Here is a 19,812-nt window from a genome sequence, read left to right as displayed (position 1 = left end):
TGCGGAAAACGCCTATACATGCGGATGCTCTGGACTACGCCCACAGGGAAAATACTCCAACTTTGCAACTTTCGGTGTATCCCGATAGCCCGGTTCAGGGATAACGATCCACAGGAAAAAGGCGGATGATTCTTGTAAGGAAAACCGGCATGCCTCATACCCTCATCTTCGGCGTTGTGATTTTAGCCCTGATCTGGGTACCAGTTTTAGTCGTCAGGTCCGAGGCTGCTCCGGAAAATGAACTTTAAACAAAGAAAACCATTGCAGTAGAAAGGGCCGCCCCGAATCGGAAGCGGCCCTTCTTTTATGTTTGCGAGAGGCTATCCGCGCAGAGCCATCTGCTCGGTCACGATCTGAGTCAGGTCGCTCTTCTTCAGGCCGTGAACCTCTTCGTTGTACTTGTCCACCTTACTGGACCAGTTCATCGAGCAGAACTTCGGACCACACATGGAGCAGAAAGCAGCTTCCTTGTAATAGTCATCTGGAAGCGTCTCGTCGTGCATGGAACGAGCCGTATCCGGATCGAGCGAGAGCGCGAACTGCTTGTCCCAATCGAAGGTATAGCGGGCATGGCTGATGGCGTCATCGCGATCGCGGGCGCCAGGACGGTGCCGTGCGATATCGGCCGCGTGTGCGGCAATCTTATAGGCAATGATGCCGTCCTTCACGTCCTTCTCGTTCGGCAGGCCGAGGTGCTCCTTCGGGGTGACGTAGCAGAGCATCGCAGCGCCGTGCCAACCGATCATCGCAGCACCGATGGCCGAGGTGATGTGGTCGTAGCCGGGAGCGATGTCCGTAACCAGGGGACCGAGAACGTAGAAAGGAGCTCCGTGGCAGAGCTCGACCTCCTTGTCGACCTGCTCCTTGATCTTGTCCATCGGAACGTGGCCAGGGCCTTCGATCATGACCTGCACATCGTCTTTCCACGCCTGCTGTGTCAGCTCACCCAGGGTCTTCAGCTCGGCAAACTGCGCCTCGTCGCTGGCATCGGCCACGCAACCAGGACGCAGGCCGTCGCCCAGCGAGTAGCTGACGTCGTACTTCGCCATCAACTTCGTGATGCGGTCGAAGTTCTCGTAAAGAAAGTTCTGCTTGTGATGTGAAGTCATCCACTGCGCCATGATGGCGCCCCCGCGGCTCACAATGCCGGTAATGCGCTTGGAGACCATCGGTACATACTGGATCAGAACACCGGCATGGATCGTGAAGTAATCCACACCTTGTAATGCCTGCTCCTCGATGACCTCCAGGTACAGATCGATACTCAGATCTTCGACCTTCTTCACCCGGCTCAGAGCCTCATACAACGGCACCGTGCCGATTGGCACGGGCGAATGGCGCAGAATGGCTTCGCGGATCATCGGAATATCGCCGCCGGTGGACAGGTCCATCACGGTGTCGGCGCCATAGTGGACGGCGGTGTGCAGCTTGCGCAGCTCTTCGTCGACGTTCGACGTGATCGCCGAGTTTCCGATATTGGCGTTGATCTTGCAGAGCGATCCGACGCCGATCGCCATCGGCTCCAGCTCGGGATGATTGATATTGGCTGGAATGATCATGCGGCCGGCGGCGATCTCATCGCGGATAAACTCCGGCGCCAGCTTCTCCTTATGGGCGACGAAGCTCATCTCCTCTGTCACCAGGCCCTTACGCGCAAAGTGCATCTGGCTCATGTTCCAGTCGCCCGTGCGCTCGGCCTCTTTCCTGCGGTTCACGATCCATTCCGCCCGCGGCTTCGGCACGACATAGTCGTTGCCGTTGGCGTGTACAGTGTGGCCGTTTCCGTTTGCGCTCATTGTCTTATCTACCTCTCCCGATGACTGGGTATGAAACTCTGAGTATACGCCCGCACAGCCTGCGAAGCATTGCCCCCACGGCGGCCAGGAAACGGTAAAATGATTCCGGGAGCCTTATGAACAGCACTACCCGAATCGGTCTTGCCTGTGCCGTCGTCATCGCCGCAGTGGTGTACCTTGCCCTCTCCGGTATCGGCGACTCGAAGAGCTACTACGTCACGATCAGTGAGCTGCAGAAGATGGGCAACAAGGCCTATACGCGTCACCTGCGCGTTGCCGGCAACGTACAGCCCGGCTCCGTCGTTCGCAGCGGAACTCACGCCGACTTCACGCTCGTGGAACTGGATAAGACGGTTCGCGTCAGCTACCAGGGCATGGAGCCGCTTCCCGACACCTTCAAGGACGATGCCCAGGCGCTCGCCATGGGAACCTACGGCCGCGACGGCGTCTTCCACGCCACTCAGATCCAGGCCAAGTGCGCCAGCAAGTACGCTCCGGCCCAACCCGGACAGCAGCAGCCAGGTCAGCAGCCCGCAGTCTCTACTCCAAAAGCGGCTGCCGCAGTTATTCCCGCTCGCTAAATCCCTTGGCTGTCCCCAACGAACACGTTCGTTAGGCGGATACGAGCCTGCGGCAAGCCAGATTCTCGTGCTATACCGAAGCCCGCTCCTGTTTTGCTTAAGGGCACAGGCGCGAAGCTTCAACAAGCAGGTCCTTCACTAATCACCCCAGCGAACAAGTTCGCCGGGGACCCCGAACATTCAGGACGACAAAATTTATAACAAGAACACTTCTGAGATACACCAGGTACAAAACAAAACGGGCGACGAATTCTCGTCACCCGTTTCCTTTTCCAAATAGCTCGAACTACTTCGGCGTCACACGATAGACGCCGCCCCCTCTGGCATCCTCCAGCAGCCACAATGCGCCATCGGGCGCCTGCTCCACGTCGCGGATGCGGTGCCCAACATCCCAGCGCTCAGCCGGCTTGGCTCCGCCCTTACCGTCAAAGGTAATCCGGATCAACGACTTCCCTGCCAGTGCACTGATCAGAGCGGATCCCTTCCACTGCGGGAACATTGAGCCGGTATAGAACATCAGGTTTCCCGGTGCGATGATCGGCGTCCAGTAGATGACAGGCTTGGTCAGATCAGACCGCGTATCCGGACTGGGAATCGGCACACCGTTGTAGTTGACTGCATACGAGACCAACGGCCAGCCATAGTTCTTACCCGACTGAATCAGATTCAGCTCGTCGCCGCCGCGCGGACCATGTTCCACCTCCCACAGCTTGCCGTCAGGCGCAAAGGCAAGTCCATAAGGAGTGCGATGTCCAATGCTCCAGGTCTCCGATGGCGTCAGGTTTGGGCCGGGGAAGGTGTAGGTCCTCACTACAGGAGCGACCTTCGCAGCCTCGGTATCCTCGGGCGGATCAATCACAGGCACACTCGCCGCGCCCGTCTTGCCTGCCATCGGATTGCCAGGCGCAGGCTTACCATCAAGCGTCAGACGGAGAATCTTGCCCAACGGCTGATTCGGATCCTGGGCCGGTGTCATGCGTTGCCGGTCGCCAATGGTCAGGTAGAGATATTTCTTATCCGGAGAGAACGCAATCTGCGCACCGAACTGGCCGCCCTTGCCACGCTCGCCATCACGCCAGATCACCTTCAGATCTTCCAGACTCGCCGCGTCCTGGCTGCACTTCAGTTGTGCACGCGCAAGCGCCAGGCTCGATCCACCCTCGCCGGGCTCGGAATAGGTGAGATAGACGCTATGGTCTTTGGCGTAGTGCGGTGAGGTAAAGACGCCCAGCATGCCGCCCTGTCCTCCATAAAGAACAGCAGGAACATTCGACACCTGCATCTTGGCGCCCTGCTGTGTTACCAGCCACAGAGCTCCGGTCTTCTCCGTAATCAACATCCGCCCATCAGGGAGGAACGCAATTCGCCAGGGAAGATCGAGCGTTGTCACTTGAACCATATTGAACGGCACGCTCGCCTCAGGCTTCTGGTCACCCGCATTGATCTGCCCCATGGCATGGGACGCCGCCAGCGCGAGAGAAACTCCCGCGAACACTAACTGTTTCATCACGTCTTCCTCGATTGGTATGGATTAACCAGGCGCCAGCAAGCCCTGCTTCCACCAGACAGGCCGGGATTACCGTCGACTTTTTATAACACTCTCCAACAACCTGATGCCTGAGGGCCCGCTTCGGTTTCGACGAATGCTTCTTAGACGAACGCAAACGCCAGACCGCTCATCAACAACCGTTTGTTTGACCATCTCAATGTGCCACGTGATTGGCTGCCTCCCTCTGTTTCGGAATAGCGATCGCGGCCTCGTCAGAGCGGGCGCCGACGCCATTTGCATCCTGAGCCGTAACCACATAACGATAGCTGTGGCCTGTAGATACGGAATTGTCGAAATAGGCCGGCATTGTGAGCCCCAGCGCGATATTCCTGAAGGCGCCGTTACCTTCCGCCTTGCTCACACGATAGGTCACATGACCTATGGAGCCTGCCGCGGCAGCATCCCAGCTAAGCGCTACTCCGGAAGGCTGCTTTGCTGCGCTCACCTTCAGCGGACGAGCCGGAGGAGCTCCGTCGGGAAGCAAACCGTAGACACAGAACTGCCCTGTGCCGATATTTTTCGTTCCAAAGCTCGCTAGATAGACCTTCCCATTGGCAATAGTCGGAGGAGCCATCTTGGCGTAGTTGCCACAGTCATCGCGCGACCGGTTCTCAAGCGAGTTCCAAAGCTCGTGACCAATGTCATTCGCGTCATAGGCGTGCAGTATCCCAGGGCGAGATTCATGCCACGAATCTCCGCTCGCATGAATCGCAGCCCACAGAATGCCATCCCGTCCACCGTTCGACGAGAGCGAAAGCATCGCGCCCGGATGTCCGTCATTGACCTCCGGCCGGCTCATCACCGGTGTGGAATCGATCCTGTCGCCCTGCAACCGATAGACACGAGGGCGATCCCGCTGTCCCCATATATAAAGTAGCGATCCACGCTGTGCGCTGTTCCAGAAGACCAGGCTATGCAGATGTGAACCGGTCGCTGGAAAGTGCTGCAGTGCATGCTCATCTCCCAGATGGCCAAAACTGCCACGGTCGAGCAGATACAGCACACCCTCTTTCCCGCCGCCGAGCACCAGATTCGTCCCCGGAACCAGCGTGGCGCCCGAAGAGTTGAGATCTATATCCCGCTTGTCTAGGTCGAAATGATTTGTGGGCGTAAACCAGTCAAGCACCTTTAGATCTGGGCTCAGCTTGAGAAAGCTCTCGCTGAAGTTCTGCTCCCCGTCCCAGGAGCCATTCCCTGTAACGATATAGATATTTCCCTGCGCATCGACTGACGGCGCCTGGCCGGACTGCCAGATACTCGCTGCCTGCCCGGTGGGAGTCGCATTGAAAACCGCTGTCTGACGAAGCGTCTTCTGGTCGTAGGCGAGCAGAAAGCCGTGGTACGGTCCCTTGTCACAGTGCGAGGAGTAGCCAATATAGATAGTCTGATTCGCGAGCACCAGCCCAGGCCGCTGGGCCTGCAATAACGGATCAAAACCGGGAGCTGAGATCGTCACCGGACTGTTCGGAAGATCGGCTCCCGTTGCCAGATCGAGTGCGTGCAAGCGTTGCATGAAGCCGTCGCCCGCCTTGGTCAAAACGACCACATAGAGGGCGTGCTCAGCCACATCAATCACGGGCGTTCCGAGAATGCCCATCTTGCCATTGATGTCGAGACAGCCGAACTCCGCGTCATGCAGCCCAGCAGGTGTACCGAAGTTCACATGCCAGATCGGTGTTGAAGCTTCCGGATCGTTCGCATCGAAGGCATAGACACTGTTATTGACCGTGGTGACATAGACCAGATCGTGCGTTCCACCATTGATCTGGACTCCCGTCGCCAGCAGCGGTTGCGTATAAACCTGATCGTCAACCGGACGCTTGAAGAGCAAACCAAAGTGGCTGGTGTTGACATTGGCCGGCGTAAGCACCGTCTCTTTCGCATTCACACCGGTTCGTTCCAGGTCGTTGTGCTGGGTAAGGACGCTTACCTGCGCGCCAAGGTGAGAAGAGACAAGAAGAGCCGCGACCGCGGCAACATATGTACACGTATACATTTAAGGTTGAATCCCGAGGAACAAAAAGGGCACAGCAGCCGTGACTGAACAGTTGAAGCCCAACTGTATTGGTCATGCCAATGCGCTGTCAATGCTGTGAGCCTCACACTGGGGCGATACTGCACTCGGAGCAAACCGAAGCAGGATGGCCCCGATCATTGCGGCGCAGATAGAAGCGAACAGAATCGCCATCCGGCTCTGCATGTATTCCGGCCCATCTCCGAAGGCCAATCCCGCTATAAAGATTGAGACGGTGAAGCCGATACCCGCAATCCAACTGACTGCGTGTAGTTGCTTCCAGGTCATGGAATGCGACAGATCGGCGATATGGAGCCGTACCGCGAGCGATGAGAACAACATGATTCCGATTGGTTTTCCGAGTAGCAGACCTAATGCCACCCCAGTGAATGCAGGCTGCTTCAACAGCGTGGGCTGGAAGATATGAAACGAGATTCCGGCATTCGCCAGGGCGAAAAGAGGCAGGATCCCATAACTGACCCACGGCTGCAACTTTGCCTGCAGCCGGTCGAGCGGCGACTCCACCAGCCGAAGGTAATGTGCAAGTCCCTGTAACGATTCACGGGCGCCACGGCTGTGACCCGCAACGTCCCTGGCTCTCTTGAACTCCCTAAGCCGAACCTGCCCGCCTTCAACAAAATGGTCAGCCGGAAGGAAGCTCCTGGATGGAATGGTCGAGGCAAGCAGGACTCCTGCCAGCGTAGGGTGGACCCCGGACTGCTGTAGGCATCCCCAGAGCAGTGCACCGAGGATCAGATATGCCGGCAGGTCAGCAACGCCGAGTCGGTTCAGCAGAAGACAGATCATAAAGATGCCCGCACCGGCCGCTATCCACGCCAGGTGCAACTCTCGCGTATATGCAACAGCAATGACGAACACTCCCCCGATATCGTCAGCAATCGCAAGGGACGCAACGAATACTCGCAGCGCCAGCGGAATGCGCTTGCCGAACGCACCTAGAACAGCCAGCGAGAATGCAATATCTGTCGCAACCGGAACTCCCCAGCCCTGCGCAGTGGACGTGGAGTGATTCAGAGCAAGGTAGATTCCGGCAGGCACGACCATACCGCCCAGAGCCGCGAACCCCGGCAGGATGGCACGACGGAACGACGCTAGTTCGCCAATCAGGATCTCTCGCTTAACCTCGAGTCCAACCATAAGGAAGAAGACCGCCATCAGGACATCATTGATCCAAAGCTCAACAGGCCAGATAAATGCCGTCCCACCCACACCGGCTTTGAGCGGAAGTCTCAGGATGTCCTGATATAGCGGAGCGAACCGGGAATTTGCGAGGTATAGGGCGATGCATGTCGCGAGTAGCAGCACAATACTGCTACTCGACTCGACCTGTGCAAAGCGCATAAAGGGCCGAACAAGTCGAAGTACAGGCCGATCATCGCGAATGGAGTAAGCCACGTCCACTTGCTCATCGTATCGAGATTGAGAGTAGCTCGCTGAGAGACTCACAATGAGTGTGTATGTCAGCACAATTTCTTTCGTAGGGACTCGGGTTCGTTCCAGGTCCTTGTGCTGGATAAGGTTTATCCGCGCGCTAAGGACAGATGTAGACGTCCTACCTCTCTCCATGTAGAGTGTCTACATCTTCCCCGGGGGAACCGGAGGAGACAGTCTTGACGCCACGCAGGATAGGAGCAGCACACCATGAGATTCTGGCGCCGCCGAGCCAACGAGGTTGACGAAGAGATCGCCAGCCATATCGCCATGTCCATTGCCGACCGCGTCGCCCAGGGCGCGTCTCCTGAAGAGGCTCGCCGGGCTGCGCATCGCGAGTTTGGTAACCCACTGCTCGTCCGCGAGACGACTCAGCGCATGTGGCCCGGCGAGTGGCTAGAACACGTCCTGCAGGATATTCGATACGCGTGGCGTCAGATGCGCCGCTCCCCCGCCTTCAGCATTACAGTCATTGCCACCCTCGCGCTCGGCGTTGGTGCAACGCTTGCCATGTTCACCGTTGTCGAGCGCGTCCTTCTCCAGGTACTCCCTTACGCTTCACCTCAACGGCTGGTCAAAGTTCAGGAGTCGGGCCGTCGCGGTGACTCTCCTAACATCTGTTGGCTCGACATCCAGCAGTGGCGGCTCAAAGCCCGCTCCTTCGAGTCCCTCGGCTTTCACACACCCGCAAATGGCCGCTTCTTTCTTGAGGGTGACGGCGGGGCGCAACAGATCAGGAATCAACTCGTCAGCACCAACCTCTTTCACGTCCTTGGCGTCAGCCCCGCGCTGGGCTCCGGCTTCAGCGGCACTACGGACACTTTCGCAAATACTGGCGAAGAGAGTACGGTCATCCTCAGCGACACGGCGTGGCGCCAATTCTTTGGCGCTCGCCCCGATATCATCGGCCGTATCGCCAGGATCAATGGGAAATCCTACACCGTCGTCGGGGTAATGCCCCGTGGCTTTGCCCTTCCTCTCTCCACCACAACGGCCGAGGTCTGGACTCCCGCGCCATTTACGGAAGCCAGCAAGACTCACACCAGTGAAACGCCCACATACATGGTTGTTGCACGGCTTCGTGCCGGAGCCAGCATCCAATCTGCCGACGCAGAGATAAAGGCGATCCAGCCCTCGGTCGCCGCACAATACACTGACATGTACCTGCGAGAGCTGGTCTCCTCTGCCTCTGTCAGCAGTTACGCCGCTTCGTTGGTGGAGCCCGAGGTTCGGCGCGCCGTGCTCGCACTATTCGCCGCTTCCGCTCTTCTATGGATCATCGCCTGCATTAACGTCGGTGGCCTGCTGTTTGCCCGCCGCGTCACCCGCCAATGCGAAATTGCAGTTCGCGGAGCCCTTGGCGCAAGCCGTATTCGCATTGTCCAACAGCTCATTCTCGAAGGCCTCTCGCTCAGCATCGGCGGTTCGCTTCTCGGCCTTGTGATCGCTTTCGGTCTTCTACGCCTCTTTGCGCATGGCCTCTCCCTGCAGCTGAACCTCCATGATGCCTCTCCTGGCTGGAAGTCCATCGCTGTACTTCTCGCTCTTACGGTATGCAGCGCGCTCGTTTCTGCTCTCTGGCCTGCCCTCACCAGTGCCCGCGCCTCTATCGAGCCTGCCCTTCGTCAGGGAGCACGGCAGTCCGGCATCAGCCCGAGCCAGCACCGTACCCGTTCGCTTCTCGTCGTCAGCCAGATTTCGCTCGCACTCGTACTTCTGTTCTCCTGCGGTCTTCTGCTACGCACTATCTACGCTCTTCGCCAGGTTCCGCTTGGCTTCCGTACCGACAACATCCTCGTCGGCAGCATGGCCATCCCCTCATACCGGTTCGTCAATCACGACCTCAACGCTACCCTCTATGCGCCAATCCTTAAAAGAGTCCGCGCTCTGCCCGGAGTTGAGGCAGCCACCCTCATGACCGAGGTTCCCCTCGGCCACAGCTTCCGTATGATGTTCAGCTTTTCCGCGGAAGGGAACTCCGCCGACGCTATTCGCCGGCGTGACATTCGCGCCAACTTCCGCGCGGTCAACTCTGACGCTCAGCGTGTCTTCGGTTTCACCATGCTTCGTGGGCGCTACTTCAACCAGGACGACACCGCCGGCTCGCAGGCAGTCGTCGTCGTGAACCATGAGTTCGTCAAGGAGTTCTCCCAGTCGAATGATCCCGACAAGATCATCGGCCAGAACATTATGAACTTTGGAAAAGAGCGTCGCGCGATCGTCATTGGTGTCCTCGATGACTCGCGCCAGGTCTCTGTGACCGAACAACCTGCGCCTGAGATCCAGGTCTACTTCCCGCAGCTCACGCCTGACTCGGGCACCTACAAGGTATCCGGCGGCATCGCCATGTCGCTTGCACTCCGTACCAGCCGCAGCACCGATTCCATCGTTCCGGAGTTGCGCTCCATCATGACCCAGGCGAGCCCCGAGTTCGCCAACACGGAGTTCAGCACCATGACCCAGATCGTCGAGGACTCCTATGGCAGCCAGCAGCTCATCTCCCGGCTTCTCATCGTCTTCGGAGGCTCCGCGCTGCTCCTCTGTCTCTCCGGACTCTACGGGCTGCTTGCTCAACTCGTCACCCAGCGCACCCGCGAGATCGGCGTCCGCGTTGCCCTCGGAGCCAGCCGCAGCCAGGTCGTCTGGCTCGTCCTCCGTCAAGCAGGAGGCATGATTCTTGCCGGCGCCTGCACTGGTCTTACCCTGGCCTGGTTCAGCAGCCGCTTTCTCTCCAGCTATCTTTATGGAGTTCGCGCACACGACACCGTAACCCTGATCGCGGTCGCTCTCCTGCTGGCTATCGGAGGATTCACCGCTGCCTTTCTGCCCGCCAGGCGCGCCGCATCCGTCAACCCGGTTGAAGCACTCCGCATGGAGTAAGCAGCATCGAAATGAACCGCGGACTCCCTGTGTATCGCTGACTCAAAACCTGAAACCCGATAGTAAGAGAATCAGCGTTGCAGCTCATACAATGAGGGTGGGATGGGCTTGTGCGCGTTTTCGTCACAGGAGCGACGGGTTTTATCGGTTCCGCAATCGTTAGGGAATTCGTCCATGCAGGGCATCAGGTATTAGGCCTTACCCGCTCTGCTGCCGGCACAAAATCGTTGATCGCCGCCGGCGCCGAGGTACATCTGGGGGATCTGGAAGATCCGGAACGCCTCCGTCTTGGAGCATCGATGTGCGATGGTGTGATCCACACAGCCTTCGTCCACGACTTCACAAACTGGAAGATGAGCTGCGAGATCGATCGCCAGGCAATCGAGGCCCTTGGCTCCGGACTCGCCGGCAGCAATCGCCCTCTGGTAGCTGCCTCTGGCACTGGAGTTGCACGCGTCGCGGGCCAGCTCGCAACTGAAGACGATCCGCAATCCATCTCCACCGGGATTCCCCGCACAGCGTCAGAAGAGGCCGTGCAAGCCCTGACAGCACAGGGGGTACCAGCTTCTGTGGTTCGCCTTCCTCCAACCGTCCACGGTGAAGGCGATAACGGATTCATCCCGGAGATGGTCGCCATAGCTCGAAAGCGCGGCGTTTCAGCATATGTAGGCGACGGTTTCAATCGCTGGCCTGCGGTGCATCGGCTCGATGCCGCTCGCCTCTTCCGGCTGGCACTGGAGAAAGGAACAGCGGGAACCACGTATAACGGAATCGCAGACGAAGGAGTGCCGATACGTGAGATTGCGGAGGTGATCGGCCGGCGGCTGCGATTGCCCATCGTCGGCAAATCGGCAGGCGAAGCAATTGAACATTTCGGCTTTCTCGGTCGCCTCCTGAATCTCGATATGCCGGCTTCCAGCAAGGCCACTCAGAAATTGTTGGGATGGCGCCCGAGACAGCCTGGCCTCATTTCAGATCTCGATCACGTGCGATATTTCGAGACTGTGATTCCAGCCTTGAACTAAGTAGGCTACGGTCGCAGGATCGCCAGGCTGTACCTCAAAAGGAAAGACCTCAGCACTCGCGACAAAACCATTGCCAGTGCTATGCCTCCCAGCACTCTACGGATCAGCAAAATTTTCCGCATACGCCTGGTCACCGCACTTTATGAATCCTCATTCTTCGCATGACATCAATTAGATGACTGTCGAAATACTTTCACAACATTCGACACGGAGGATTTCATGGGAAAGCTATCGAATAAGGTTGCCGTCGTCACAGGAGCGAGCAAAGGAATTGGCGCAGCGATTGCAAAACAGCTTGCAAAGGATGGAGCCAGCGTCGTCGTTAACTATGCATCGTCGAAACAAGGCGCGGACAAGGTCGTCGCCGAGATTAAGGCTGCGGGCGGAAACGCCGTTGCCATCGGCGGCTCGGTCGCAGACAACGGCCAGACCGTAAAACTCTTTGAAGAGGCCAAAAAGACTTACGGCAAGATCGATATCCTCATCAACAACGCCGGTGTTTACGCGTTCGTACCGCTTGAGGAGATCACTGCCGAAGAGTACGCCCGCCAGTACAACACCAACGTTCTTGGCCTTCTGCAGGCCACGCGCGAAGCAGTGAAGCACTTCCCTGCGGAGGGCGGCAGCGTGGTAAACATCAGCTCGATTGCCAGCACCTTCGCGCCCCCCACGACCAGCATCTACAGCGGAACCAAGGGTGCGGTCGACACCATCACCAAGGTGCTCGCGAAGGAGCTTGCGCCGAAGAAGATCCGTGTCAATGCCATCAATCCCGGCTATGTCGTCACGGAAGGCACCGAAAAGGTCGGGGTCACCGGTTCCCCACAGGAAGAGTTCTTCATCTCGATTACCCCGCTTGGACGTGCCGGTCAGCCGGAGGACATTGCCCTTCCGACTGCCTTCCTTGTCTCTGACGATGCGCGCTGGATCACCGGCGAGATCATCAAGGTCGGTGGCGGCGCAGGAATCTAAGGCCCGATTTTCCAGTTCATACACGATCCAAATTGCTTTGGGCTGCGGTCAATGACCGCAGCCCAAGCTTGCAGTGAAAAACGCATCGGTTCCGAACCCACCTCAGCGTTGCGAGGGGGCACACGGCGAAGAAAAAAATGGACCCCGAGGGTACCCGGGTTACTTCGCAACCGCCTTCAGGTAGCGATAAAAGAATTCACAGCCCGCATCGAAATCCGAGACCTTGATCCGTTCATCCTTCCCGTGCGCACGGTTCTCGTCGCGATCCATTCCCATGCCGGAAATACCATAGCTCGGAATACCTGCAGCCATGGTGTAGATGGAATCGGTCGCGCCGAACTCCATCGACGGCACAATCACCAGCCCCGGCCACATCTGCCCGACTACCTGCTTGAGCGGATCGAAGACCGCCGGTAGCGGAGGAGGAGGCGGCGCACTGGTGCGATTGGGCGCGGTATCGCTCACCTGGCCTCCGTCGCTCTTATAAGCCACCTTCACCTCGTTATCCCCAATCACACGGGCCAGCTCCTGACGGACCTCCTCCTGCGTATGCCCTGGAAGGATGCGGCAGTTCACATTCGCCTGTACTTTATTCGGCAAGGCATTGGGAGCATGTCCTCCCTGGATCATCGTCGCCACGCAGGTGGTGTGCAGTGCGGGATAGATCTCGGGATTCTCGTTGAGCCGCTTCAACGCCCCCGGGTCCGGAGGAGTCTTCAGGACAGCCATTCGATCTGCACCAGCACGTCCGCCATCCAACTTTGCCAGCGCAGCAAACTGTGCCCGCGTGACCTCATTCTGTTCGAACGGAAACTGATACTTCTCTACCTTTGCGAGGGCCGCCACCAGACGATAGATCGCATTCCCAGGCATCGGTTCTGAGGAGTGGCCTCCGGGCGAGGTAGCAATCAGCACGTAATCGGCATAGGTCTTTTCAGTCGCTTCAACATTGAGAGAGTACGGCTTGCCGTTCACGGTGGTCATTCCGCCGCCATCCGGATTGATGACGAACTCGGCCTGCATCTCCTCCGGATGATTCTTCATTAACCAACCCACACCATTCGAGGCGCCGCCTTCTTCATCTGCGGTGAGCGCCAGAATGATGTCACGGCTGGGCACAAAGCCCTCACGCTTCATGCGCAGGAAGGCCTCGATGGCTGCGGCGTCTCCGTCTTTGACGTCATAGGCTCCGCGGCCATAGAAGTAGCCATCCTTCTCCGTAAAGACAAATGGATCGGTCGTCCAGTCGGAGCGATTCGCTTCCACCACATCCAGATGGCAGATCACCAGCATGGGCTTCAGCGTCGATCCCGCCTTGCCGCGATAACGCGCCACCAGGTTCATCTTGCGGTCATTGGGGCCGAGCAGCTTCAGGTCCTCGGCAGGAAAGCCCCCATGCAGCAGTCTCTGCCGCATAGCCTCTGCTGCCTTCGTAACACTGCCGACGGAGTCAGTCGTATTGATCTCGATCAGTTGCTTAAAGATCGCCCTCGCTTCGGCCACTTCACTACTTCCGGCGCTAACACCGGTGGATTGCGCAGAAACGCCAATCGTACAAACTACCCCCAGCACTATTCCCGCCGCTGTCTTCATCGTGCATTTCCCTCAGGCACCATCCTACTCATCAGACACCCTGCCATCGAAGCACCTATACTTTCTCTAGCGCATGCAAGCTGCCGTCCTCACCAACGTCACGAAACTCTATGGCCGCTTCGCCGCCCTGAAGAGCTTTTCGGTCACGCTGGAGGCAGGCGCCGTCTACCTTGTCCTGGGCGAGAATGGAGCCGGCAAATCCACGCTGCTGCGGTTGCTCGCGGGGCTCTCACTGCCGACCCGCGGCACGCTTACCGTTCTTGATGGGCCTGCCAACAGGCAACAGCGGCGCGTCGCCTACATGAGCCACGCAACCATGCTCTATGACGAGCTGACCGCCATGGAGAATCTGACCTACTACACCAAACTCCGCAAGAGCGCAGGAGATTGCGCATGCATGGGATCTCCCGAGATGGCCTTGCGCGCGGTTGGTCTTGATCCGCACCTCAACAAACCAGTCAGCCAGTATTCGCAGGGAATGCGGCAACGGGTCTCGCTGGCGCGTGTCCTCTCCGCAGATCCCGAAATGCTCTTACTCGACGAGCCCTTCTCCAACCTGGATGTCCACTCCGTTGCCCAGATGCTCGACCTATTGAAAGACTTCCGCACCTGGCCGCTGGCCAACGGTCACCCCCGCACCATCGTTCTCACGACCCACCAGGCAGAGCTGGCCATGCCTCTGGCTGATCATGTCCTGCGTATTCAGGCCGGGGAGTTTGTCTCGATGGAGGCTACCCAGACAGCATGAGCTCTCCACACGTCTCCAAAACAAACGCTGCCCGTATCCTCGACCAGCTTGGCATCTCCTACGAGATTCGTACCTACGAGGTCGACCCCAACGACCTCACCGCCATCTCCGTCGCGAAGAAGATCGAGATGCCGATCGAGCAGGTCTACAAGACACTGCTCTCCCGTCTGCACTCAGGCGAATACGTCTTTGCCGTTGTGCCCGGTGATGCCGAGCTTGACCTGAAAAAGCTCGCAGCCGCCGCCGGCGAAAAGAAGGCCGAACTGGCTTCGCTCAAAGATGTAGAGCCGCTCACCGGTTATATCCGCGGCGGGGTAACTGTGATGGGCGCAAAGAAAGCCTTCCGCGCCTTCGCTGACGAGACACTTGAGCTCTGGGATCGCATCTCCGTCTCCGCCGGTCAGCGCGGTATGCAGCTCCTGATGTCCCCCGCAGATTACCTGCGCGCCTCCGGAGCTGAAGTCGTCGACCTCACGAAAGCCCCGGTGCAGCAGGCATGAACTATCTCCGCACGGTCTGGCTGCACCTGGAAAAGGAGCTTCGCCTCGAGTTCCGCTCGCGCGATGCCCTGATGGGCATGCTCTTCTTTACCCTGCTCGTCGTGGTCGTGTTCTCACTGGCCTTCGACCCCACCTCGCAGCCCACGCTCGCCCGGCAGATCGCCGGCGGCCTGCTCTGGGTCGGCCTGCTCTTTGCCTCCACGACGGCACTGAATCAGTCCTGGTCGCGCGAGATGCGAAACGGCGTACTCGATGCCCAGCGGATGTCGCCTTCACCGCCGTCTGCACTCTTCCTCGGCAAGGCGCTGGCGAATTTCCTGTTCGTCACAATCGTAGAAGTAGTACTTGCACCAATCTTCTTTATCTTTTTCAATTTGCACATCTTAGGGCAAGCCAGCATGCTTCTCGCGTTGCTCCCCCTGGGCACCTGGGCCATCGTGGTTAACGGCACCTTCTTTGCCGCACTTGGCCTCCGCGCACGCAGCCGGGAGCTGCTGTTGCCTCTTATCCTCTTTCCGATTGCCCTGCCTGCCCTGCTGGCGATGATCTCGGCGGCTACGGGAATCTTGACGGGAGAGACCGAGCCACAATCAGGACTGCGCATCCTGGGCATCTATGACACGGTCTACACCACCGTCTCCCTGCTGCTGTTTGAGACCATCCTTTCGGCGGAATGAGGTCAGCATCTGCGCTTATCCTGCCGGATGCCCCTCCCTCACAACGTTAGGCTGGGCGGAGATGACCTCGAATTTATATAGCTCTGCGCCTTCCGCGCTGTCCGCTTAGCGCACACAATGTGGGCCGTCCCCTGAATACCGCAGCGTTGCGTTGATACACTGATGACACCGTGCAAGGCCTGAAAAAAGCTCTCGTATTTGCCTTTTTTGTGGCAACGTTAGTCGTCCTCGTCATTGGTTTCCAAAAGGCGATGGTTGCCCCCGTTGATGCACAGCAGGGCGAGATTTACCGCGCTATCTACTATCACGTTCCGAACGCGATCTGGGCTCTCTGCTTTGGCTACGTCAACCTGATCGGAGCCCTGGGGGTTCTGTATTTCAGGAGCCGCGACCCGCTCAAAGCAGCAGCATGGGATGCGCTCGCCATTGCAGGTGCGGAAGTGACCGTCGTGTATTGCACCGTCTGCCTCGTGACCGGTTCTCTCTGGGGACGTGTCGCCTGGGGCATCTGGTGGACATGGGATGAGCGCTTGACCACGACGCTGCTGCTCTGGCTGCTCTATGTCAGCTATCTTCTGCTGCGCAGGTTCAGCCCGCCGGGACAGACCTCCACTCTTGCTTCTGTGCTCTCGGTCTTTGCTGCGGTAGATATTCCGATTGTTTACTTCTCGATCCGCTGGTTCCGTACCCAGCATCCGGCTCCCGTTTTTGGTGGGGGCGATGGTTCAGGTATGGACAAGTCCATGTACCCCGCTTTCCTCTGGAATCTGACTGCCTGGTTCCTTTGGGGATGTTTCGTAATGGGGCTGCGTTACATCAGCGCACGGCGCGAACGTCAGGCCGAGTTGGAGGTTGTTCTCTAGTGGCGCACAGGCATCTCGTACTCATCTATGCATTTGTGATCGGCGCCCAGGCGGCTTACTTCCTCTTCGCCCTGAATCGCTGGCGGAAGTCGCGCTAGCGTCCAACTGCCATGGGCCACACGGATCGTTTCACAGGCCGCGCCGGTGCCTATCAGCAATACCGGCTTGGTTATCCCGCAGCCGACATCATACGCACGCTGCGTGAGTGGACTGGCCTGACATCGAGCGATACGGTTGCCGATATCGGCGCCGGCACCGGCATGCTGACCGAGCTCTTCCTCGATAACGGCAACCCCACCATCGCCATCGAGCCAAATGCTGAGATGCGAGCAGCCTGTGCGACGCAGAACGGCGGGTATCCGGCGCTTACCCTGATCGACGCCACTGCCGAAGCGACAACGCTGCCCGATCACTCCGCCGATCTGATCGCAGCAGGCAGAGCCTTTCACTGGTTCGATCATGCACGGGCAATTCCGGAGTTTCAGCGCATCCTCAAGCCCCGGCACTGGGTAGCTCTGGTCAGTATCGGGCGGTCAAAGGACGATTCACCCCTCTCGCAGGCGTTTGAGTCGCTGCTCACCACCTATGGAACCGACTACCGCTACGTCCGTGACGGTTATCGTGTGCATGACAAGCTGGAATCACTCTTTCCTGGAGGAGAGATTCGCCAGACGGCGATCGCGGGCGAGCAGAAGCTGACATTGGATGCCCTGCGGGGCCAAGCGATGTCATACTCCATGGCTCCTCTCCCCGGCGACCCGCGTCATGCGGCGTTTGTGAATGCCTTGGAAGACTTTTTTCAGCGGTTCAGCGATAAAGGGCTGCTCACCCAGCCGACAACATGCTGGATCAGTTGCTGTCGTTTCGCTTCGTAGACAAGTCGGGCAGCCCGTACTCTCATTGCCCCATTCTTTGCGCAGCAAAGGTGGGTATCGCGCTCCGCGCGATGGTTCTTCATTTCAGATGAATTTCAACGGGATGATTACTCGGTCTCTCAAGCGAAAGACGGTCTCGCTTCGCTCGATACCCCACCCTTCGCGATGAAGTCGTGAACGGATGTCCGGTCACACCGAACCCATCGACTTCCCTCTTTTGAAAGGAAAACTTACCGTCTTGCCGCCTCGACCGGCACTGGACGCTCAACCTGCGGTGTCACCATGCCGCTGGTGTCTTTCATGGCGGCAATGTCCTTGTCGTAACGGCCGACCAGCGAGTTCCAGCGGATGATGGCCAGCTCTTCCAGCATCTTGGCGCCGTCTTTCAGGTAGCTCATCTGTGACCGCTCGTCGTGGCCCCAGGTTACTGGAACCTCGCGGACGACGTAACGCAGCTTGCGGGCGATGAAAAGGATCTCGGGGTCGAATCCCCAGCGCTCGATGCGCTGCAGCCGGAAGATGACCTGCGCGGCGCTGCGGCGAAAAGCCTTAAAACCGCACTGGGTGTCCTTGTACGGAAGCCCCATCACCAGCCGTGTCATGGCATTGAAGCAGCGTCCGAAGAAACGCCGGTAGAACGGCTGATGGATCGTCTGCCGCTGGCGTTCCAGCCAGCGCGAACCGATGGCGACATCGGCGCCGGCATTCAGAGCGGCGAACAGCCGTTCCGCCTCCTCCATCGGGGCCGACAGGTCGGCATCCGTAAACATCACGACTTCGCCCGCGGCCTGTAATAGTCCATTTCGGACGCTGTAACCCTTCCCCCGGTTGCCGCGATTATGGATGAGTTTGAGACCCGGATGGTGCTCCATCCACCGCTTAATGATGGCGGGTGTCTGATCGGTAGAGCCGTCATCGACGACCAGTACCTCAGCATCCCATCCACGATCGTTCACACACGTCAGAACGCGGTCCAGGGTTCTTTCAATACGCGCCTGTTCGTTGAACGCGGGGATGACGATACTGATCTTCGGGTGCTGCATAGCCGGCTTTCGCAATGATAAGGGTTTGTCGCCGCTTATCATACTCTTCCTTTTAGACGTGAGCGACATACCCTCAGACGCAGTTTTGCGGTGTACACTCAACGACATCTATGCAGGACGAGTTCCAGAGCCCGCCGCCACAGGATCCACCTCCGCCGCAGTCTCAACCTGCCCCGGCCGCACAGCAGGCCTATACCTACGCTCCGCCTCCTCCTCCACCGCCTCCACAGCAGCCCTATGGCTACTATGCCGCTCGCCCGCCGCGGCGGCCGCGCTCTCCGTGGTTCTGGATCGGCATCCTCGGCGGAGCCGCAATCGTCCTGGTCTGCCTCTTCTCGCTCTTTGTCTATGCCATCATCAAGGCCGGCGGCGTTGACACGGAGTCCACGGCGGGCAGCTTCGGTTCCGGCGGCAAGATCGGTGTCATTGAAGTCAACGGCGTCATTCTTTCGTCAGACAAGTTCAATGAGCAGCTTCGCAAGATGGCGGACAATGACGACGTCAAAGCCATCATCCTGCGCATCAACTCACCCGGCGGCGGAGCTGCGGCCTCGCAGGAGATCTACCACGAAGTCCTGCGCGTCAAGCAGGCCAAGCACAAGAAGATCATTGCCAGCATCGAGTCTGTCGGTGCGTCGGGCGCCTACTACATCGCTTCGGGCTGCGACCGTATCTACGCCAACCAGGCCTCGGTCGTCGGCTCCATCGGCGTCATCATGGAGTGGATGAACTACGGCGACCTGTTGCGCTGGGCCAAGCTGAAGAACGTCGTTCTCAAGGCCGGCGAGTTGAAAGACGCCGGAAACCCCGCCCGCGATCTCACACCCCAGGAACAGGCTTACTTCCAGACGCTGGTGGACAACATGCACGTCCAGTTCATTCACGATGTCGCCACGGGGCGTCATGTTGCCGATGACAAGATCAAACCCCTGGCTACGGGACAGGTTTGGACCGGCGAACAGGCTCTTCCGCTCGGCCTGATCGACCGCCAGGGCGGCTATCGCGACGCTCTGATGGAAACCGCGAAAGAGGTTGGAATTTCGGGCGAGCCTGGCATCGTTCGCCCCAGGAAGGAGAAGACGGGCCTGCTCTCGGCACTGATGGACTCCGATCCGGACGATATCTTCCCAAACCCGAGCAAACTGCTGAATGAGGCACCCGGTTTCTATTTCATGTGGAAGTAACCCGGCAAAAAATGTTGAAACCACCTTTTGCCGTTGTTCGTCAAAAACGTGTAAAGCTAA

16 protein-coding genes are annotated in these 19,812 nt (G+C 58.4%); 10 read left to right on the top strand and 6 right to left on the bottom strand.

Translation table 11 applies throughout. From position 1 onward, the window contains the following. Positions 1-320: 320 nt before the first annotated feature. Complete coding sequence (thiC, locus tag OHL21_RS03425) at positions 321-1,796, bottom strand: phosphomethylpyrimidine synthase ThiC (protein ID WP_263415840.1); 1,476 nt, start codon at positions 1,794-1,796, stop codon at positions 321-323. A gap of 116 nt (positions 1,797-1,912) precedes the next feature. On the opposite strand from thiC, the gene OHL21_RS03420 reads away from it, so the two are divergent. Further along, positions 1,913-2,377: a cytochrome c maturation protein CcmE gene (locus OHL21_RS03420; RefSeq protein WP_263415839.1), complete on the top strand. Its 465-nt coding sequence runs from the start codon at positions 1,913-1,915 to the stop codon at positions 2,375-2,377. A gap of 286 nt (positions 2,378-2,663) precedes the next feature. Here the strand turns inward: OHL21_RS03420 and OHL21_RS03415 are convergent, their stop codons facing one another. From OHL21_RS03415 to nhaA, 3 genes are all read right to left on the bottom strand, one after another. After that, the gene (locus OHL21_RS03415) at positions 2,664-3,884 is read right to left on the bottom strand and encodes a PQQ-dependent sugar dehydrogenase (protein WP_263415838.1); all 1,221 of its coding nucleotides are present in this window, start codon (positions 3,882-3,884) and stop codon (positions 2,664-2,666) included. A 196-nt stretch (positions 3,885-4,080) separates the two neighbouring features. Continuing rightward, positions 4,081-5,922: a PQQ-binding-like beta-propeller repeat protein gene (locus OHL21_RS03410; protein ID WP_263415837.1), complete on the bottom strand. Its 1,842-nt coding sequence runs from the start codon at positions 5,920-5,922 to the stop codon at positions 4,081-4,083. A 72-nt stretch (positions 5,923-5,994) separates the two neighbouring features. Further along, positions 5,995-7,428: a Na+/H+ antiporter NhaA gene (gene nhaA, locus OHL21_RS03405; protein ID WP_263415836.1), complete on the bottom strand. Its 1,434-nt coding sequence runs from the start codon at positions 7,426-7,428 to the stop codon at positions 5,995-5,997. Between the two features lie 174 nt (positions 7,429-7,602). On the opposite strand from nhaA, the gene OHL21_RS03400 reads away from it, so the two are divergent. The 3 genes from OHL21_RS03400 (at position 7,603) to OHL21_RS03390 (ending at position 12,269) form a co-directional block, all read left to right on the top strand. Next, positions 7,603-10,272 (top strand): ABC transporter permease, encoded by a 2,670-nt coding sequence (locus tag OHL21_RS03400; protein ID WP_263415835.1) that lies wholly within the window; start codon positions 7,603-7,605, stop codon positions 10,270-10,272. A gap of 110 nt (positions 10,273-10,382) precedes the next feature. Continuing rightward, complete coding sequence (locus OHL21_RS03395) at positions 10,383-11,297, top strand: SDR family oxidoreductase (protein ID WP_263415834.1); 915 nt, start codon at positions 10,383-10,385, stop codon at positions 11,295-11,297. 219 nt (positions 11,298-11,516) lie between these two features. Beyond that, a complete protein-coding gene (locus OHL21_RS03390; RefSeq protein ID WP_263415833.1) occupies positions 11,517-12,269 on the top strand; it encodes an SDR family NAD(P)-dependent oxidoreductase in 753 nt (250 codons plus the stop codon). Positions 12,270-12,428: 159 nt separating this feature from the next. Here OHL21_RS03390 and OHL21_RS03385 read toward each other — a convergent pair whose 3' ends face one another. Then, the gene (locus OHL21_RS03385) at positions 12,429-13,862 is read right to left on the bottom strand and encodes a M20/M25/M40 family metallo-hydrolase (protein WP_263415832.1); all 1,434 of its coding nucleotides are present in this window, start codon (positions 13,860-13,862) and stop codon (positions 12,429-12,431) included. Positions 13,863-13,935: 73 nt separating this feature from the next. On the opposite strand from OHL21_RS03385, the gene OHL21_RS03380 reads away from it, so the two are divergent. The 5 genes from OHL21_RS03380 to OHL21_RS03360 all read left to right on the top strand — a co-directional run bounded on the left by OHL21_RS03380 (position 13,936) and on the right by OHL21_RS03360 (position 17,525). After that, positions 13,936-14,610: an ATP-binding cassette domain-containing protein gene (locus OHL21_RS03380; protein ID WP_263415831.1), complete on the top strand. Its 675-nt coding sequence runs from the start codon at positions 13,936-13,938 to the stop codon at positions 14,608-14,610. Continuing rightward, on the top strand, positions 14,607-15,110 hold the full coding sequence (gene ybaK / locus OHL21_RS03375) for a Cys-tRNA(Pro) deacylase (protein WP_263415830.1): 504 nt from the start codon (positions 14,607-14,609) through the stop codon (positions 15,108-15,110). The genes OHL21_RS03380 and ybaK overlap by 4 nt, the downstream gene beginning before the upstream one ends. Continuing rightward, a complete protein-coding gene (locus OHL21_RS03370) occupies positions 15,107-15,787 on the top strand; it encodes a heme exporter protein CcmB (RefSeq protein ID WP_263415829.1) in 681 nt (226 codons plus the stop codon). The genes ybaK and OHL21_RS03370 overlap by 4 nt, the downstream gene beginning before the upstream one ends. Before the next feature lie 170 nt (positions 15,788-15,957). Continuing rightward, positions 15,958-16,650 (top strand): cytochrome c biogenesis protein, encoded by a 693-nt coding sequence (locus OHL21_RS03365; protein WP_263415828.1) that lies wholly within the window; start codon positions 15,958-15,960, stop codon positions 16,648-16,650. 110 nt (positions 16,651-16,760) lie between these two features. After that, positions 16,761-17,525 carry a class I SAM-dependent methyltransferase gene (locus OHL21_RS03360; RefSeq protein ID WP_263415827.1) on the top strand — a complete coding sequence of 255 codons (765 nt, stop codon included), beginning with the start codon at positions 16,761-16,763 and terminating at the stop codon, positions 17,523-17,525. Positions 17,526-17,755: 230 nt separating this feature from the next. On the opposite strand, the gene OHL21_RS03355 is transcribed toward OHL21_RS03360, so the two are convergent. Then, positions 17,756-18,568: a dolichyl-phosphate beta-glucosyltransferase gene (locus OHL21_RS03355; RefSeq protein WP_263415826.1), complete on the bottom strand. Its 813-nt coding sequence runs from the start codon at positions 18,566-18,568 to the stop codon at positions 17,756-17,758. A gap of 110 nt (positions 18,569-18,678) precedes the next feature. Here OHL21_RS03355 and sppA point away from each other — a divergent pair, with 110 nt between their 5' ends. Further along, positions 18,679-19,752: a signal peptide peptidase SppA gene (gene sppA / locus OHL21_RS03350; protein ID WP_263415825.1), complete on the top strand. Its 1,074-nt coding sequence runs from the start codon at positions 18,679-18,681 to the stop codon at positions 19,750-19,752. Positions 19,753-19,812 lie beyond the last annotated feature (60 nt).

Source organism: Terriglobus albidus (assembly GCF_025685425.1).
GTDB classification, from domain to species: Bacteria; Acidobacteriota; Terriglobia; order Terriglobales; family Acidobacteriaceae; genus Terriglobus; species Terriglobus albidus.
The sequence above is the reverse complement of the archived record's forward strand: the minus strand, read 5'-3'. Positions and strand labels throughout refer to the sequence as shown.

What these genes read in the sequence shown, in the direction of transcription:
- thiC (WP_263415840.1), bottom strand. Translation starts at nt 1,796, where the DNA reads ATGAGCGCAAACGGAAACGGCCACACTGTACACGCCAACGGCAACGAC.
- OHL21_RS03420 (WP_263415839.1), top strand. Translation starts at nt 1,913, where the DNA reads ATGAACAGCACTACCCGAATCGGTCTTGCCTGTGCCGTCGTCATCGCC.
- OHL21_RS03415 (WP_263415838.1), bottom strand. Translation starts at nt 3,884, where the DNA reads ATGAAACAGTTAGTGTTCGCGGGAGTTTCTCTCGCGCTGGCGGCGTCC.
- OHL21_RS03410 (WP_263415837.1), bottom strand. Translation starts at nt 5,922, where the DNA reads ATGTATACGTGTACATATGTTGCCGCGGTCGCGGCTCTTCTTGTCTCT.
- OHL21_RS03400 (WP_263415835.1), top strand. Translation starts at nt 7,603, where the DNA reads ATGAGATTCTGGCGCCGCCGAGCCAACGAGGTTGACGAAGAGATCGCC.
- OHL21_RS03390 (WP_263415833.1), top strand. Translation starts at nt 11,517, where the DNA reads ATGGGAAAGCTATCGAATAAGGTTGCCGTCGTCACAGGAGCGAGCAAA.
- OHL21_RS03385 (WP_263415832.1), bottom strand. Translation starts at nt 13,862, where the DNA reads ATGAAGACAGCGGCGGGAATAGTGCTGGGGGTAGTTTGTACGATTGGC.
- OHL21_RS03380 (WP_263415831.1), top strand. Translation starts at nt 13,936, where the DNA reads ATGCAAGCTGCCGTCCTCACCAACGTCACGAAACTCTATGGCCGCTTC.
- ybaK (WP_263415830.1), top strand. Translation starts at nt 14,607, where the DNA reads ATGAGCTCTCCACACGTCTCCAAAACAAACGCTGCCCGTATCCTCGAC.
- OHL21_RS03370 (WP_263415829.1), top strand. Translation starts at nt 15,107, where the DNA reads ATGAACTATCTCCGCACGGTCTGGCTGCACCTGGAAAAGGAGCTTCGC.
- OHL21_RS03360 (WP_263415827.1), top strand. Translation starts at nt 16,761, where the DNA reads ATGGGCCACACGGATCGTTTCACAGGCCGCGCCGGTGCCTATCAGCAA.
- OHL21_RS03355 (WP_263415826.1), bottom strand. Translation starts at nt 18,568, where the DNA reads ATGCAGCACCCGAAGATCAGTATCGTCATCCCCGCGTTCAACGAACAG.
- sppA (WP_263415825.1), top strand. Translation starts at nt 18,679, where the DNA reads ATGCAGGACGAGTTCCAGAGCCCGCCGCCACAGGATCCACCTCCGCCG.